This window comes from Legionella sp., assembly GCF_047605385.1.
Lineage (GTDB): Bacteria > Pseudomonadota > Gammaproteobacteria > Legionellales > Legionellaceae > Legionella.
The window spans coordinates 18,467-33,954 of the sequence record NZ_JASGFU010000009.1 but is presented as its reverse complement, the minus strand read 5'-3'; the positions used below and the strand labels follow the sequence as shown (position 1 = coordinate 33,954).

Here is a 15,488-nt window from a genome sequence, read left to right as displayed (position 1 = left end):
TGTTAGCATAACTGATGGTTGATCAACAGTATTTGATAAGATGCTGCATTTAAAGACAGCCTAAATGCTAAATTTACAGAAGTGAATTTCTATTTATTATAGATGAATAAAGAGTAAAAATGATCTTTTTCGATGAGTTATATTTTAGAAGCAAGGAATTTGGTATTATGGTGGTTATATGCTCCGTCTTGTCATAACCGTGCAAACCGTAACCTAGATGATTGAGTACTTATGAATAAGAATAATTATGAATGGGCAGTAGTCGGAGCTGGTCCAGCAGGTATTGCCGCAGTGGGAAAATTATTAGATGCAGGTATTCTTCCAAAGCATATTTTATGGATTGACCCTTATTTTGGTGTTGGCGACTTAGGACGTTTATGGGGCAATGTATCAAGTAATACCAAGGTCAAATTATTTAGTGATTTTTTAATGGCAGTACATGCATTCAACTATAAAGACGCACCCAAGGATTTTGCACTTAATCATTTACCCGCATACGAAACTTGTACTTTGAGTTATATTGTTGAGCCATTACAGTGGGTTTCTGAGCAATTGCAGCAAAAAGTTTGCGTGGTGAAAAGCAGCGTTACACATATGTTTTTATCCGATCGCCACTGGATCTTAATTGCTGAAGATAAACATTTTCCTGCAAAAAATGTTATTTTAGCTACTGGTGCCTTGCCTTCATCGCTGAATTATCCTGGTCAAAATGTGATTCCTTTTGAAATTGCTATCGATAAGGAAAAACTTTCTGAAGTAATTAATCATAATTATACCTATGGAGTTTTTGGTTCTTCACACTCTGCCATTATCATTGTGCGTTATTTAGTGGAGCTAGGAGTTAAAAAAGTAATTAATTTTTATCGCTCTCCTTGCCGTTATGCAATTGAGATGGGTGATTGGATTCTTTTTGATAATACAGGTTTAAAAGGACAAACTGCTGCTTGGGCGCACGAATATATTGATGGTGTATTGCCTAATAATCTGATGCGCTATAATACTTCAGAGCCGAATATCGCTCGTTTCTTACCGGAGTGTGATCAAGTAATCTATGCCGTTGGTTTTCAAAAGCGGAACAACATCGTTATTGGTGATTATGAAGATACTCACCATAATCCACATGTAGGTATCATTGGTCCTGGATTATTTGGTTTAGGTATTGCTTATCCAGAACAAAAAACAGATCCATTTGGTAATGTTGAAGATCAGGTTGGCTTATGGAAGTTTATGGCATATCTCAATAAAGTGATGCCAGTGTGGTTTAAATATCCAACCTGAATTAATGCCAGTAAAATTTAAACTCCTTTTTTTCTGGTGGCTTACGAGAAAAAATTGTCGTCATATCTTTAAAAAAATTGTAAACTATGCGCAAAATTTGAGGAGAATGATTGTATTTAGGTTTTTTCGCACCACCTACTGGTCTAGTGAGGTCATTACATTTTTAAGCAGTCTTTTCTTGACTATGACATGCAATACTGCATTTTGGGCTGAGCTTTTGCAGGGACGAGAACTTATGACCCTGCATTCTTGGTTAGTTATTTTATGCACAGGAATGGTACTTACTGGCATGCAATGGTTTTTGTTATTGCTGGTTATTAATCGTTGGACATTTAGAGGTGTGATGATTTGCTTATTTTTGATTACCTCAATTGCGGTGTATTTCATCAATGTGTTTCACATCTATATTGACTCTACAATGATGACCAATGTATTTAGTACTGATTATCATGAGAGCAAGGAACTACTTCAATGGCGTATTTTTCCTTATTTTTTCTTTTTAGGGTTAATTCCTGCCTGGTTCATATGGAATATGCGCATTTATAAACGTAGTTTGACTTCATATTGGTCGGGGCGATTAAGTGCTATCTTTTTATCATTAGTTTTGTTTTTCACTGGTGTCTGGGCTGTTTTCAATGATTTGGCGCCAAGACAACGAGAGCACAAAGAAATCGTTTATCTGATTACACCTTTAAATATTTTTTCTTCTTCAATCAAATCTCTTTGGAAAAATCATTATGATAGAACCTTGTATCATAAAACGATGTTGGGAAAGGTATATCAAGATTTGCGTCCAGTAAATAGCAAACCGAGAGCGATTGTTTTAGTCATTGGCGAAACGGTGCGGGCTGTAGACTGGGGACTAAATGGCTACAGTCGTCAAACCACACCTGAATTGGCAAAGCACCAACTCATTAATTTTAAAGATGTGAGTAGTTGCGGTACGGCTACGGCGATTTCACTACCCTGTATGTTTTCATCTTACGGTTTTCATGATTATAACGAGCAAAAAATTAATCAAACGGAAACGCTTTTGCATCTGTTGAATCGCGCGAAGATTTCGGTATTATGGCTAGATAATCAATCAGGATGTAAAGGGATTTGTTATGGCCTTCCTCATGAGCGCTTAAACCGTAAAAATCAATGTAAAGATAATCAGTGTTTTGATGAGGTTTTGATTAATCATTTAAAGGAAAAGATTGAGGCAAAATCGGGTGATCAACTCATTGTTTTACATATGTTAGGCAATCATGGCCCTGCATATTATGAACGTTATCCAGAACAATTTAAACGTTGGCAGCCTACTTGTGATACGGCAGATTTGGCAAGCTGCTCGCAAGATACGATTGTGAATACTTATGATAATGCTCTTTTATACACAGACAGTATCCTTGGTCGTGCTATTGATGAATTGAGTACGATCCGTACACATGATACAGCTTTAATCTATCTTTCTGATCATGGTGAGTCGTTGGGAGAGCATGGCCTGTTTTTACATGGTTTACCTTATTTTATAGCTCCGGATGAACAAAAAAAGATTCCAATGATCTTTTGGGTGTCTTCTGGTTTGTCGCAGCAGTTGAAATTACAAAAGCGTTGTTTGCAGGAAAAGCAAAATAATACGATTTCGCATGATTATTTGTTTTCAACAGTTTTATCTTTATTTGATGTCTCAAATAAAGCTTATGATGAACGCTATGATCTACTTCATTCCTGCCGGACTACTGAAGTTTTGATTGATAATTCCAAAACTTCGGCAGTGCCAAACAACAAATAGTAACCCCAAGAATACACAAGGTTCCACCTGAAATTAATGCTGAACCAATACCGAAATGCGCTGCTATAAATCCTGCCCTTGTATCACCTAATTTGGGGCCACTTAAATAACTAATCATTTCAATTCCTGCTAAGCGGCCACGTAGTTCAATTGGAATGGTATTATTCCATAAGGTAACACGGAATATTCCACTAATTGCATCAAATGCACCTGCAAGTGCCAAGAAAAACAAGAGTAACCATAACGAGCTGGACAAGCCAAAACCTACCACTGCAGCACCCCATAAAGCAGCAGCCACAGCAATTGCTCTACCATCATGAGTAATGTTGCTCGTCCATTCGCTAAAGCAAGAAATAAAAAGAGAACCAACAGCAGGTGCTGCATAAAGCAATCCTAAAGTTTTTGCTCCTCCTAGTGAATGGGCTATAGCTGGAAATAAAGCATTGGGCATTGCAAAGATCATGGCAAAAAAATCCACTAAATAGCTGCCGATTAACTCCTGACGACTGAATGCAAAATTCACTCCTTGTTTGAGTGAGTCAAGAATAGATGGATGCTCATGTGCCTTTGGTTTTGGAATATGCTCTATGATCATTAGGGTGATTAATGAAAGAAAAAAGGTTCCTAAATCGACGATAAAGGTAATCATCACACCAAAATGGGCAATCAAGATTCCCGCTAAAGCAGGGGCAATGATCATGCAAAAACTGTACTTGAATGAAACAAGAGCACCAACGCTTTTATAATCTTGTGCATTGACTATTTGCTGCGTAATGCTGTCATAGGCAGGGCGGTGTAAGCCTGTAATTGCCGACATAGCTGCTGAGGTTATAAAAATCAGTGTGAGTGATGCATTATGATGAGATGCGTTAAAGGCGAGCAAGGCGCAACCGCAAGTTAATAATAATTCACTAATAATTAATAATAAACGACGGTTATAACGATCCGCAAAAACGCCACCAATCAAAGCAGTAATGAGTAGTGGTAATAATTGTACCAAACTGAGCAAGCCCACCATGAAGGTTGATTGTGTCAGTTGATAGATTTGATAAGGTAAAGCAACACTGCTAATCATAGTGCCAACAAAAGAAATAAATTGCCCCATGTAGAGTAATCTGAAATTGCGATTATTTGTGAGTAAAGATAGTTTTGAGGACTGGCTCATAGATTCATATCCAATAGGGGTGCATTACTTAAAGTCAATTCATTCTAAGCTTTTTTCCATGGCCAGGACAAGAAGTTCTCCGCATATTTATTGTCTATAATTTGATTATGAATGGCTGTTATGGTGTACTGTGCTTATGACTAACGATATTTATGGCCTTCTAAATATTGTTCGAACAGATAACTTTGCAGAAGTAGAACGAGCATACTTAAGCAAGGTGCAATCTTTTTCTGCTGCAATTGCCGATACTCCCTCTGTGGATAATAAAATTTACCTTGAAGATTTAAAAATTGCCTGGAAAAAAGTGAATGGCCCAGAAAAACTTCACTATTTTTTTATTAACAATCATTTCTTACTGGATTTTCCTAAGCCTGAAGAAATTTCTTTAGGTGAGGAGATTAATGTAATTTATATTCCTGTCTTTCTTGAGGAAGGTAAAAATTCTGAAGAGATTGTCGACACAGTGCTTAAAATGGAGCGTTTAACAGATGCTGTTAATTTTCAAGAGGTTTTTAATTATGAACGATTGGCACAAGTACTCACTAATAAAAGTAAACTATCTCCTCTATTAGTAGGAATTACTGTAGCTGAAGCAGAGCGTATCTATGAGTTACATGTGCAATTGCAATTTGCAGTAATTGCAGAGGTCTCTATTTTACCTCATCAGCTTTCCAACGAGCGCTATTGCGAACGTGATATTTATTCAGAAGATGAGGGCAGGACTGCTCCTTATTTTTGTTTGGCCAAAGGATGTGTATTTCAAACATCAGATATTATTTCGGTGTGCCCTATAGAACTTTATGAATATCATGAGGATCAAAATAATACAGATCTTCGATGGTTATGGCCTAAAGTAGGGGGAAAGTACATTGCAATTAAGAATCCTGAAGCTGATTTTCCTCTGCAGTTTGCTTCTTTTGGTTCGCAAGAATGGTTGCCATTGACTGATTTAAATCAAAATAAGCAAATAAAAAAGTTAAAACAGGCTGTTGCGGCAATAAAAAAATATAGTCAGGAGTTAGCATCAGAAAAAGATAAATATAAAAAGGATAGTAAGCTGTCACATCATGAAGTATTGGCTATGAGTCATTTATCTCAAGAATTAGATGAAGAACTGCAATTATTTATTCGTGATACAAACTCAACTAAACTTACATTGCCTGCTTTTTCCGGTGCTTTAGTATATTTTAAAGACAATTTAAATGCCCGCTTAGATAAATATGACGCAGAGTATCATAGCCAAGACAAAAAAGTAGTGCCTAATATTTTAATCGCATTAACCGGTGTAGGGCTTTTGGCCTTACTGCCAAAATTAGCTTATAGCTACTATACTACGGGCAAAGCTGAAGGTTTTTTTACTCAGACCGAAGCAAGACAGAAGTTAGAGTACATTAGGCATACCCTTAATGATTTATCACTTAATGAGTTTATAAAAAATAAAGAGCATAGAGATTAGGGTCTTTCTATATTTAATTTTTTAAGAATGCCTCAAAATACAAGTCAAAAAACTTGTTTCTAAATTTGTAAGTAGGATCAATCTGATTTTTCAATTTAAAAAACTCTCCTGCTCGTGGATAAGCAGTTAGAAATTGTTTGTTAGATGCTAAAATCTGATAGGGAAGATAGTAAGTTCCCCTTTCATCTAGAGCCGCATCGATGAGCTGACTAGTCCACATTTTGACTTTTTGCTTATCGATCTCAGTGACACCTTGTTTGTAGTAGATTACAAAAGAAAACACTTCTGTCCTCGCCCATCCTAAATAGGAGTCAGGATCAGGTAAGGCATGACGAATGGAAATATTTATTACATTGACTTGATTCTTCTTTAGAATGCTTCTCATTGTGTTAACGAATGAATCAAAATTTTCAATGGGTATAAAATATTCTTGTAGCACATAGGTTGATTTCTTACGTGAAGTTGGTTCTATACTATTCACATCATAACTCGCTTCGTAATTACGCCACTCAATCACTTCACCTAAATTTTTATACCAGTCATAAATGTATTGTCTGAAGTATTTTCCACTCTGGCTAGAGGCAATCCAATTTAAAAGATATTCTTGATATAAAGTAGGTCTATTTTGCGGAGCTAATCGTTCATGGATAGTAACCAATTTGTCAGTTTTGCTCCAAGTGACTGCAGTAACGTGTTGATAATCAGGTGGATATAAATCTGCGTTATGGAAGATAGCATCTTTTGAATAGCGGATATGTTGAAAAAAATAGTCCTTATAAGTGTTGATATTCATCTTGTCAGCAAAGCGAATTACAGGAGTATTAATATCTAAATTTAAGGTAGCCTCAACAATTACGCCTAACCCACCATACCCGCCGATTGCACCAAAAAATACATCGGAGTTTTGGGTGGGATTGGCTTCTATAATAGTGCCATCAGCCAGGACTATTTTTATAGATTCAACGGAACGAATGATGGCCCCTTCATTGACATACCGACCATGAGCATTAACACTAAGAGATCCGCCGACAGTAAAATTAGAAAAAGATTGCATTATTTTAAGAGAAAGTCCTTGTGAATCAATGGCTTCTTGAATTTTTCTCCATGTTATACCAGCCTCTACAGTAATTTGTTTTTTTTGCTTATCTAATTTAATAATTTTATTTAATTTTCGCATATCAAGAAAAAGACAATTCTCGGTGGCAATTTGACCCCCTTGACTATATTGGCCACCTCCAATCGATATAGGACCATTATGATTGGCAATTAATTGACTTATTTCTTCTATAGATTGAGGAATAGCAATTTGATTTACTATTATGGGATTTAATTGGGTAATATCATTTACTGTTTCAGATTTACTCATTAAAGGGATAATTAAAAGTATTAAAAGAATAATGAAATAGTTATTTATTGTTTTCATCTTTGCTCACTTTATAAAGTATAATGTTCAAATAATTCGTCGTTATTTTGAATTAACGCCTGCGAAAATTTCAAATAATATGTGCAATTATAATGAATGTTCATATTTTATACAATAAGGTTCTGTTCTATCCTTAGTTCCAAAACATATATTAACCAAAGCATTAAGGTACAACTAATAGTTATTAAACTTTAGATTTTATGTGGAGAATGATGATGTTAAAAGATGTTATCGCTTTGAGCGCAAAATTGTGTAAGCAACCTATAAAAGCAAAATTAAAATATGCAACATGTAAAAATTTTGTTGGCGAAGTTATCGATGGTTATGATCCACAGGCTATTGATTTTGCTATGATGAGTCCTATATCGGCAAAAAGTTTATGTAAAGTACAAAACTATCTACTGGAAACATACGGTTATGGCTTATTGATTTACGATGCTTATAGACCCAAACGTGCGGTTAAGCACTTTATGTTTTGGTCTACACAAGAACCAAAAAATGACTATGAATTACAGCGAAAAGCAAAACATTATCCTAATGTTGAAAAAAGTAAATTTTTTGAACTTGGCTATGTTGCTGAAGATTCAGGTCATTGCTATGGTAACACGGTTGATCTTGTCTTAATTGATTGTAAAACAGGTAAAAAAGTACCCATGGGATCTTGTTATGATTATATGGATGTGAATTCTCACGTAACAGCAACACCTGAGATGATCGGAAAAGAAGCCCATGAAAATCGAAAGATTTTGTCAGAAGCCATGGTAAAATTTGGTTTTCATACTTATGATGAAGAGTATTGGCACTTTAGCCATGGAGGCAAAGAGGGAAGAGAAATAAATTCACCTATGGATCTACCGATTACTATACAGATGAAAGGGCTAGGAGTTTAGATTTATCCCATGAACTATCGACTGAAACAGAAGAGGTATGAAAATATAATGGGAAAGTATAAAAATTGAGCATAAATGGCAATATTTAATCTAAATAGTGTTTAAAAGGATTAAAAATGGCCATAAAAAATGAAACTGAATTAGAATTTATCTTCGATAACAATAAAATAAGACTATGCAAGAGCTTTTATACGATTTTAGCTGTAAAGCGCATTAGAGAATTTGTTTTTGTTTAATAATCCTTGCAACAAACTGCTTGCACCAATACGAAACCAATGTTTATCAATTGTTTTTTGAGTTATTAATTCTGCCAATCGGGCATATTGCAATGCTTGTTTTGGAGTTCTTATGCCTCCTGATACTTTAAGGCCACAGATGTTTTGAGTATCATTAATCGCACTTAAAATGGCAAAAGCAGCATTTAAAGAAGCACCTTGAGGAATTTTACCTGTTGAGGTTTTTAAGAAATCACAACCTAGCTCGATTAATTGTGTACTGACTTCATAAATTGTTTCTATTTGTGTAAATACGCCAGTTTCTAAAATAATTTTTAATGTCACATGATGTTGTTTACATAATTCACTTATCATTTGGCAGTGATTTAAGGCTTTTTGTTGATTTCCTGCAAGATAAAGGGAATAGGGAAGTACATAATCGAGCTCTGTTGCTTTAAGCAACAGAGCTTGCTCTATGGCCGTTAATGATGCGGTGAGATCTTCATTTCCATGAGGAAAATTAATTACCGTAGCTAATTGGATATCTTTTAAATCGTGAAACTCAACAAGTTGCTGAGTGTAGACACAAATTGCAGCTACTTGATTATGGTTGGCATCCTGCTTTAATTGTTTTAACTCTTTTTCTGTTGCTTGTTCATCCAACAAAGTTAGATCGATGCACTGTATCAACTGCTCAGCAGTAACCATGGGCATTGGTTCACTGTTAAGCAGTGTTTCTAATACTCGATGCAAAGAGGAGCTAGTACTCACTTTAATCCTGTAATGTATTCTTTAAGAATGCGATTTAATTTTTGCGCGGCATTTTCTGCGGTAGTAACTACTGAATCATGGCTGTGTGCGGTTTTAGTTAAACCGGTTGCATAATTAGTAATCATGGCAATTACTGCAACCTGCAGACCACAGTGGTTTGCTACTAAAACCTCAGGAACAGTAGACATTCCTACAGCATCCGCTCCCCAGATTTTAAATGCTTTGATTTCTGCAGCAGTTTCATAATGAGGACCTAACACAGAAATATATATACCTTCAGTTAGTTTTATTGCGTTTTTATCCGCGATATGCAGTAGTCGCTGACGCATTGTTTTATTGTAAGCATTATCGATAGGATAAAATCTTGGGCCAAATTCATCGTCATTAGGTCCAATCAATGGATTACTCGGTTGTAAGTTAATATGATCTGAGATTAACATTAATTCACCAGGCCCTATATCTTCCCTTAATGAACCAGACGCATTGGTAGCAATAAATTGAGTACATCCCAATAATTTTAAGGTTCTAACATAGGTTTTTACGGTTTCATAATTTTCTAAGCCTTCATAGGTATGCGCTCTGCCTTGCAAACAAACAACACCTATATTATTTAAGTAGCCTAATATTAAATTACCACCATGTCCTTGCACAGTAACTTTAGGAAATCCTGGCAAGTTTTCGTAGCTAATATGTACAGAATCTTGTAATTCGTCAGCAAATTGACCTAATCCAGAACCTAAAACAATACCTACTGCTGGATTAAAAGAAGGATGTAGTTTTTTTATGTAGTTTGCAGCTAAATGGGGAGCACTCTGCCTTATTGTAGTATTCGTCATACAAATTATCCTGGTTAGGGTTTAACGTCAAAATCAAAGGCTAGCGGCAACAGCTCTTTAATCGAAAGGCTGTGTAAGATGGAATCTTTATTGCACAAATGCACCATTGTTCCAGAGATCGCGAACTCATGTATTCTTTGTCTGCAGGCGCCGCATGGTGAGCATAGTTTATTTGTTCCCGCTAATATGACTATATTTTTGATACGACATTCGCCGGCAGTAACCATTGCTGAAATAGCAGAGGTTTCTGCACATACTGTTAACCCATAAGAACTATTTTCGATATTGACACCGGTGTAAAAATTACCTGCTTCTGACTCAATACAGCAAGCGACATTAAACCTAGAGTAGGGTGCATATGAATTAGCCAATAGACTATGTGCTTTAGGAATCATATTCGCGATTATTGAATCCATTTAAATCTCTTCGCTAGTTACTATAAAAAGAGATGGATTGTAAACTAGAATCCTTGTTATTACTATTATATTCGATGAGATAAGTCAGAATCACTTGAGGTGCTGATACGTGATGATGACTCGCTATTTATTGTAGGAATCGCAGATTTTGTGCAGATAGGTTCTTTAAATAATCCATTATTATGCTGTGGCTCAAGCATATGTGTAGGTTCATTAGCAATGTATACCCCTAATTTTTTACTCATAATTCCATGGCTGCTAGGACCGCTGCTTGGTTTATGATCACCAAAAGTTGCGTTGAGCCATTTTTCGCAGGCATATAAACCTATTCCTCCACAACATAAGAGTGAAAAAACAGTAATAGATAATGTGGCTGGAGGAAATGCAATCGTAAATATTGCTGTCATTGCGGTAACTAAGCTGATGCCGGTCATACCTAATGAGTACAAGTAGTAAGATTTTTGACGGGCATAGGAAAAGTTCTCGTCATTAAAGGGAGGATTATTTAATTTATGGTATTCACCAATAGTCCAAAATGCATTCCCTATAACAAAAAAACAGATTGCAGGAATAAATATGAGCGGTTCAAAAACTGCTGCGATGCTTAATGCAGTAGCGATAAAACCAAGGAATGATGAAAGAAGAAATTGTTCTTTGATTTTTGCAAAGCCATACCAATGATCTTTTAGTTTTTCATGACCTGGTTTGAAGTAATTTGAGAGAAACCAAAAAGTATAACCTGCTAAATATAGGCCATTCGGGATAAATCCAAATGTGGCAGATAAGGCAGCAAAAGGAAGATATTTTAGCTTTGACAGAGTAAAACCGGCGGCAAAGAAAACACCGCTCGCTCGATCAAAATAATTTTCGCTAATCATATAAAAATATTTTACCATTAAAACTATTTTAAGAAATATTGTATCTTAATTATACAGATATATCCAGTATTCTTAATATACTTTATTTGTTTTTATATTAACTTCATTGTTATTTTTATGATTTATGGTATTTTTCAGGATAATCCGTACTAATAAACCCCTATCTTTATTATTTTGCGCGATAATCTCCCCTAAATGAAGCTGAACTGCACGAAAGGCTATTGCCAGACCTAGACCATAACCGCCTGTTTTCTTTTCTCGTGAAGTATCTACGCGGTAAAAGGGATTAAAGATTTTTTCTAATTGCTCTTTAGGGACACCTGGCCCTTTATCATTAATATCAATGAACACATATTCTTTTGTTGCATCATAATACAATGAAACCAGTACTTGTTCTGAAATGGGTGAATAATGGAGGGCATTTCGGACTATATTTTCAATTGCTCGGTATATTAAGCGTTGATCAATTAATAATTGGCAAGGTTCTATGGTGCTTGCCTTTACCCGTGTTGTATTACCAGACTCATAATTTGCATCCTTAATGACCTCATGAAGTAGTGTTGGCATGTCTGTAAAACTAAGATGTAAATCAGTAGTTGATTTATCCAAACGAGCAAAATCTAAAATTTCACTGATGAGGTAATTTAAACGAGAACATTCGAGTTCCATGCGCTCAAATTCGGTTTTAGCTCCATTTTTTGTTTTATTTCTACCTAACTCAATGGCAATTTGTAGGCGTGCAAGTGGTGAACGTAATTCATGGGAAATATCTTGTAATAAACGCTCTTTAGAATTGATTATCGCTTCTAATTGCTCAGCCATGCGGTCAAACTCATCGCTTAACTCAGCTATCTCATCCTTACGATGGCCTCGTAATTGCCCTACACGAGTATTGAGATTACCTGTAGCAATTGATTTTGCTGCCATACGTAGTGAGCGTAGAGGGCGAGTAAGATATAAGGAGAGCAAATAACAAATTAAACCACTAATAAATACTGCAAAAATGAGGCGTATTGCTAGACCGGCCCAAGGGATGCCAACAAAATGGGATAATGGTTTTTCACTTACAGCTGCTAGTCGATAAAATTTGCCTGAAGTTGAAAGAATTTCATGACTGACGATAAGTTTTCCAGACTTTAGAATCCCTTCACTTAATTGATCTTTTAACAAATTTTCAGCTACTTTCTTAACATTATCAGGAGGGGCCTCTGTACCAATAATCTCACCGGTACTGGATAATAAGTACATGGTCATATGTCTGGAAATGCCAATTTTATTGAGCCATTTCAGCAATGCTGTATGTTCTCCAGATTCAAAAGTAGCAACTGCTGCATTGGCATAGCTATCCATAAATAATTGTTCCTGGGCAGGAAGAGAAGTTTTTTGAGCAACATGGCTAATAACCCACGCAGTGGTAAAGATAATCAGTATCGTTGCTAGCCAAAAAGAGAGAAAAATTTTCCAGTATAAACTACGCATTAAACAGATACCCAAAGCCTCTTACGGTTTTGACAATAGGTTCTCCATGAGGGTTATCTCCCAGTTTATTTCTTAGATTACTGATGTGGACGTCAATACTGCGGTCGTAAGCGGTATATTTTCTACCTAGAGCATATTCTGTTAATTCTTCTTTTGAAAATGCCTGCCCTGGGGATTTAATTAACATTTCTAGGATGTTGAATTCGGCATTGGTAAGTTCTAAATAATTACCATTCATGGTGACATGACGTTTGGAGCAATCAACGATGATATTGTGTCGTTCAATAATGGGTTTTACAGCAGGAATTTTTTGGGTTCGGCGTAAAATCGCGCGCAGACGTGCAACTAATTCGCGTGGATTACAAGGTTTAGGCAAGTAATCATCAGCGCCAATTTCCAAACCCACAATACGATCAATGTCGTCACCACGAGCAGTTAACATTAAAACAGGTGTTTCTAAATGCTCCCTAATGGCTTTTAATACCTCAAAACCATTTAATTTGGGCAACATTACGTCAAGGATAATGGCATCAAAAGGTTGATTTAATGCTTTTTTTACACCATTTTCACCATCATGCACACAAACTACTTGAAAGCTTTCAGCTTCCAAATATTGAGCTAATAAGTCAGTAAGTTCGGTATCATCATCAATTACTAGAATATTGCCAGTCATATATATGCCTTGCTTTTAAAGACTGTTTATATTTTTACTATTCCGAGCCAATATAATTAGGGTCTGTTGACTCACCCAGTTATTTTTTTTCTATGCATTCCATCAGTTTAATTCTACGTGCATCTGCATTAATAATTTTAAATTCTAAAGAGCCTATAGTGATGCTTTCCCCACGGGTGGGTAAATGACCAAAGCTATTCATCACAATGCCACCAATAGTATCATAAGTTTCATCACTAAAATTAGTATGGAGTTGTTCATTAAATTCATCAATAGGAGTATGAGCTTTTACAATATAATGTCCATTCTCATGAGCTTTAATATAGGCATCTTCGTCAATATCAAATTCATCTTCAATATCGCCAATAATTTGCTCAATGATGTCTTCAATAGTAACAAATCCTGAAACTTCGCCATATTCATCAACCACAATGGCCATATGGTTCTTATTGCTACGAAACTCGCTAAGTAAGCTATCAAGCCGCCTGCTTTCAGGCACAAAAGTTACTTGGCGGCAGATATCTAATAAATCATCTGTATTATTAGTTTGATAACGTAGTAAATCTTTGGCATGTAAGATGCCAATCACTTCTTCACCATGTTCATCAAGTACAGGAAATCGTGAATGTCCTGTCTGAGTGACTGTTTTTATAATATCGCTTAGATGCTCATTTTCTTTAATACAAACCATTTGGTTTTTAGGTAACATAATGTCACGAACGCGCATCTTTGAGAAAAGAATAGCTCCTTCAATCATGGCTAATGTTTCTGAGTTAATAAGGGAGCGTATTTGTGCATCTCTTAATAAACTAACCAGTTCTTCTTGATTTTGTGGCTCACCTTGTAGAAAGTACTTTAATTTAGCAAGCCACGAACTATTTTCTTCCTCTTTACCCAAGTTGATTACCCTCTGCGTCATACGGATTAGCATAACCTAATTCAGATAACAATTTGATTTCTACTGCCTGCATTACAACAGCATCTTCATCTTTAATATGATCATACCCTAATAAATGGAGAATTCCATGGATTAATATTAAGGACCAATGCGCGTTCAAAGCCTTATTTAACTCCTGGCTTTCTGTAACCACGACTTCAGGACAAATAACAACATCACCTAAAAAGGGGCATTCAAGTTCTATTTCCTCTGGAAGCTCGCTAGGAAAGGCCAATACATTCGTTGGTTTATCCTGTTTTCTGTAAGTGCGATTTAAATGAGTGATTTCTTCAGTATCAACAAAGCGTACAGTGAGTTCAGCATCTTGTTGATGATTGCGTAAAGCTAAAGAAGCTAAACGAGTAATTTCCTCTTCTTGTATAGCAAGAGGTGAGTTAGTTGCATTTTGAATATCAATATAATAAGTCATAAGTATTTCTTTTTCCCAAATGGTTCATGCTCATAACAGTCAACTATTTTTGATACTAGTGGATGTCTTACTACTTCACGACTAGTAAATTTATGAATACTGATCTCGGGTATGTTTTTAAATAATCCTACTGCATTGGCTAACCCTGAATCAATACCCCGCGGAAGGTCAACTTGGGTCATATCACCGGTGATCACGGTTTTTGAACCAAAACCCATGCGTGTTAAAAACATTTTCATTTGCATCATTGTAGTATTTTGCGCTTCATCAAGAATGATAAATGATTCATTTAAAGTACGGCCGCGCATAAATGCCAAAGGCAATACTTCAATAATGTCACTTTGAATTAATTTTTGTGTTTCTTTAAAACCAATCATTTCATACAAAGCATCATAAATAGGCCTTAAATAGGGCAATACTTTTTCAACTAAATCCCCAGGTAGAAATCCAAGTTTTTCTCCTGCTTCCACAGCAGGTCTTACAAAAATGAGCCGTTGTACTTCACCTTTTTCAAAGCATTGAATTGCTTTAGAAACCGCAAGATAGGTTTTTCCTGTTCCTGCTGGGCCTACAGCAAAAATGATATCATGTTTATCAATTGCATCAAGAAAAGCGGCTTGCTTATCATTTCGTGCGGCGATTAATTTTCGGGATAGCTTGACGTGGTGGGTCATTGCTTTTTGATCTTCCTCAACCATGGACATAACAACAAAAATTTGAATTACTTAGGTATATAAATATAGTGCAGAAAGACTATCTTTTGCAAGCGCTGCAGGGGCATAGTCTTGGAATATCACATGCATGTGAATACTCTATTTTGTTATTCTTAGTTTTACAAAAATTTAATAGTTTCCATATTATTAC

Annotated in this window: 15 protein-coding genes; 4 read left to right on the top strand and 11 right to left on the bottom strand. The window is 35.9% G+C overall.

Going from position 1 to position 15,488, the window contains the following annotated elements; all coding sequences use genetic code 11:
* The first annotated feature begins 231 nt into the window (after positions 1–231).
* Together QM652_RS03655 and QM652_RS03650 are read left to right on the top strand one after the other, a co-directional pair.
* Positions 232–1,278: an FAD-dependent oxidoreductase gene (locus QM652_RS03655; RefSeq protein ID WP_415072983.1), complete on the top strand. Its 1,047-nt coding sequence runs from the start codon at positions 232–234 to the stop codon at positions 1,276–1,278.
* A 106-nt stretch (positions 1,279–1,384) separates the two neighbouring features.
* Positions 1,385–3,055 (top strand): phosphoethanolamine transferase, encoded by a 1,671-nt coding sequence (locus QM652_RS03650; RefSeq protein WP_415072981.1) that lies wholly within the window; start codon positions 1,385–1,387, stop codon positions 3,053–3,055.
* Here QM652_RS03650 and QM652_RS03645 read toward each other — a convergent pair.
* Positions 3,000–4,220 carry an MFS transporter gene (locus tag QM652_RS03645; RefSeq protein WP_415072979.1) on the bottom strand — a complete coding sequence of 407 codons (1,221 nt, stop codon included), beginning with the start codon at positions 4,218–4,220 and terminating at the stop codon, positions 3,000–3,002. The two genes, QM652_RS03650 and QM652_RS03645, sit on opposite strands and share 56 nt — an antisense overlap.
* A gap of 136 nt (positions 4,221–4,356) precedes the next feature.
* On the opposite strand from QM652_RS03645, the gene QM652_RS03640 reads away from it, so the two are divergent.
* The gene (locus QM652_RS03640; RefSeq protein WP_415072977.1) at positions 4,357–5,676 is read left to right on the top strand and encodes a hypothetical protein; all 1,320 of its coding nucleotides are present in this window, start codon (positions 4,357–4,359) and stop codon (positions 5,674–5,676) included.
* 13 nt (positions 5,677–5,689) lie between these two features.
* Here QM652_RS03640 and QM652_RS03635 read toward each other — a convergent pair whose 3' ends face one another.
* Positions 5,690–7,099 carry an FAD-binding oxidoreductase gene (locus tag QM652_RS03635; RefSeq protein ID WP_415072975.1) on the bottom strand — a complete coding sequence of 470 codons (1,410 nt, stop codon included), beginning with the start codon at positions 7,097–7,099 and terminating at the stop codon, positions 5,690–5,692.
* Between the two features lie 215 nt (positions 7,100–7,314).
* Between QM652_RS03635 and QM652_RS03630 the strand changes: the two genes are divergently transcribed.
* The gene (locus tag QM652_RS03630; protein WP_415072973.1) at positions 7,315–7,989 is read left to right on the top strand and encodes a M15 family metallopeptidase; all 675 of its coding nucleotides are present in this window, start codon (positions 7,315–7,317) and stop codon (positions 7,987–7,989) included.
* 197 nt (positions 7,990–8,186) lie between these two features.
* Here the strand turns inward: QM652_RS03630 and deoC are convergent, their stop codons facing one another.
* From deoC to QM652_RS03585, 9 genes are all read right to left on the bottom strand, one after another.
* Entirely contained in the window at positions 8,187–8,975 is a 789-nt protein-coding gene (gene deoC, locus QM652_RS03625; protein WP_415072971.1) for a deoxyribose-phosphate aldolase, read from the bottom strand.
* A complete protein-coding gene (locus tag QM652_RS03620) occupies positions 8,972–9,811 on the bottom strand; it encodes a purine-nucleoside phosphorylase (RefSeq protein WP_415072969.1) in 840 nt (279 codons plus the stop codon). Before QM652_RS03620 ends, deoC begins: the two co-directional genes overlap by 4 nt.
* Before the next feature lie 14 nt (positions 9,812–9,825).
* A complete protein-coding gene (gene cdd / locus QM652_RS03615; protein WP_415072967.1) occupies positions 9,826–10,227 on the bottom strand; it encodes a cytidine deaminase in 402 nt (133 codons plus the stop codon).
* Positions 10,228–10,292: 65 nt separating this feature from the next.
* The gene (locus QM652_RS03610; protein WP_415072965.1) at positions 10,293–11,105 is read right to left on the bottom strand and encodes a hypothetical protein; all 813 of its coding nucleotides are present in this window, start codon (positions 11,103–11,105) and stop codon (positions 10,293–10,295) included.
* Between the two features lie 72 nt (positions 11,106–11,177).
* Positions 11,178–12,584, bottom strand: a complete 1,407-nt coding sequence (gene cpxA, locus QM652_RS03605) for a two-component system sensor histidine kinase CpxA (protein ID WP_415072963.1) — start codon at positions 12,582–12,584, stop codon at positions 11,178–11,180.
* Entirely contained in the window at positions 12,577–13,257 is a 681-nt protein-coding gene (gene cpxR, locus QM652_RS03600; protein ID WP_415072961.1) for a two-component system response regulator CpxR, read from the bottom strand. The genes cpxA and cpxR overlap by 8 nt, the downstream gene beginning before the upstream one ends.
* A 79-nt stretch (positions 13,258–13,336) precedes the next feature.
* The gene (locus tag QM652_RS03595; RefSeq protein WP_415072959.1) at positions 13,337–14,176 is read right to left on the bottom strand and encodes an HlyC/CorC family transporter; all 840 of its coding nucleotides are present in this window, start codon (positions 14,174–14,176) and stop codon (positions 13,337–13,339) included.
* A complete protein-coding gene (gene ybeY / locus QM652_RS03590) occupies positions 14,148–14,624 on the bottom strand; it encodes an rRNA maturation RNase YbeY (protein WP_415072957.1) in 477 nt (158 codons plus the stop codon). Before ybeY ends, QM652_RS03595 begins: the two co-directional genes overlap by 29 nt.
* Positions 14,621–15,322 carry a PhoH family protein gene (locus QM652_RS03585; protein ID WP_415072955.1) on the bottom strand — a complete coding sequence of 234 codons (702 nt, stop codon included), beginning with the start codon at positions 15,320–15,322 and terminating at the stop codon, positions 14,621–14,623. Before QM652_RS03585 ends, ybeY begins: the two co-directional genes overlap by 4 nt.
* Between the last annotated feature and the right edge of the window lie 166 nt (positions 15,323–15,488).

Coding starts and splice junctions, on each gene's coding strand:
- cpxA (WP_415072963.1), bottom strand. CDS start 12,584: ATGCGTAGTTTATACTGGAAAATTTTTCTCTCTTTTTGGCTAGCAACG.
- cdd (WP_415072967.1), bottom strand. CDS start 10,227: ATGGATTCAATAATCGCGAATATGATTCCTAAAGCACATAGTCTATTG.
- QM652_RS03635 (WP_415072975.1), bottom strand. CDS start 7,099: ATGAAAACAATAAATAACTATTTCATTATTCTTTTAATACTTTTAATT.
- QM652_RS03595 (WP_415072959.1), bottom strand. CDS start 14,176: ATGACGCAGAGGGTAATCAACTTGGGTAAAGAGGAAGAAAATAGTTCG.
- QM652_RS03655 (WP_415072983.1), top strand. CDS start 232: ATGAATAAGAATAATTATGAATGGGCAGTAGTCGGAGCTGGTCCAGCA.
- cpxR (WP_415072961.1), bottom strand. CDS start 13,257: ATGACTGGCAATATTCTAGTAATTGATGATGATACCGAACTTACTGAC.
- QM652_RS03585 (WP_415072955.1), bottom strand. CDS start 15,322: ATGGTTGAGGAAGATCAAAAAGCAATGACCCACCACGTCAAGCTATCC.
- ybeY (WP_415072957.1), bottom strand. CDS start 14,624: ATGACTTATTATATTGATATTCAAAATGCAACTAACTCACCTCTTGCT.
- QM652_RS03640 (WP_415072977.1), top strand. CDS start 4,357: ATGACTAACGATATTTATGGCCTTCTAAATATTGTTCGAACAGATAAC.
- QM652_RS03645 (WP_415072979.1), bottom strand. CDS start 4,220: ATGAGCCAGTCCTCAAAACTATCTTTACTCACAAATAATCGCAATTTC.
- QM652_RS03610 (WP_415072965.1), bottom strand. CDS start 11,105: ATGATTAGCGAAAATTATTTTGATCGAGCGAGCGGTGTTTTCTTTGCC.
- QM652_RS03650 (WP_415072981.1), top strand. CDS start 1,385: ATGATTGTATTTAGGTTTTTTCGCACCACCTACTGGTCTAGTGAGGTC.
- QM652_RS03630 (WP_415072973.1), top strand. CDS start 7,315: ATGTTAAAAGATGTTATCGCTTTGAGCGCAAAATTGTGTAAGCAACCT.
- QM652_RS03620 (WP_415072969.1), bottom strand. CDS start 9,811: ATGACGAATACTACAATAAGGCAGAGTGCTCCCCATTTAGCTGCAAAC.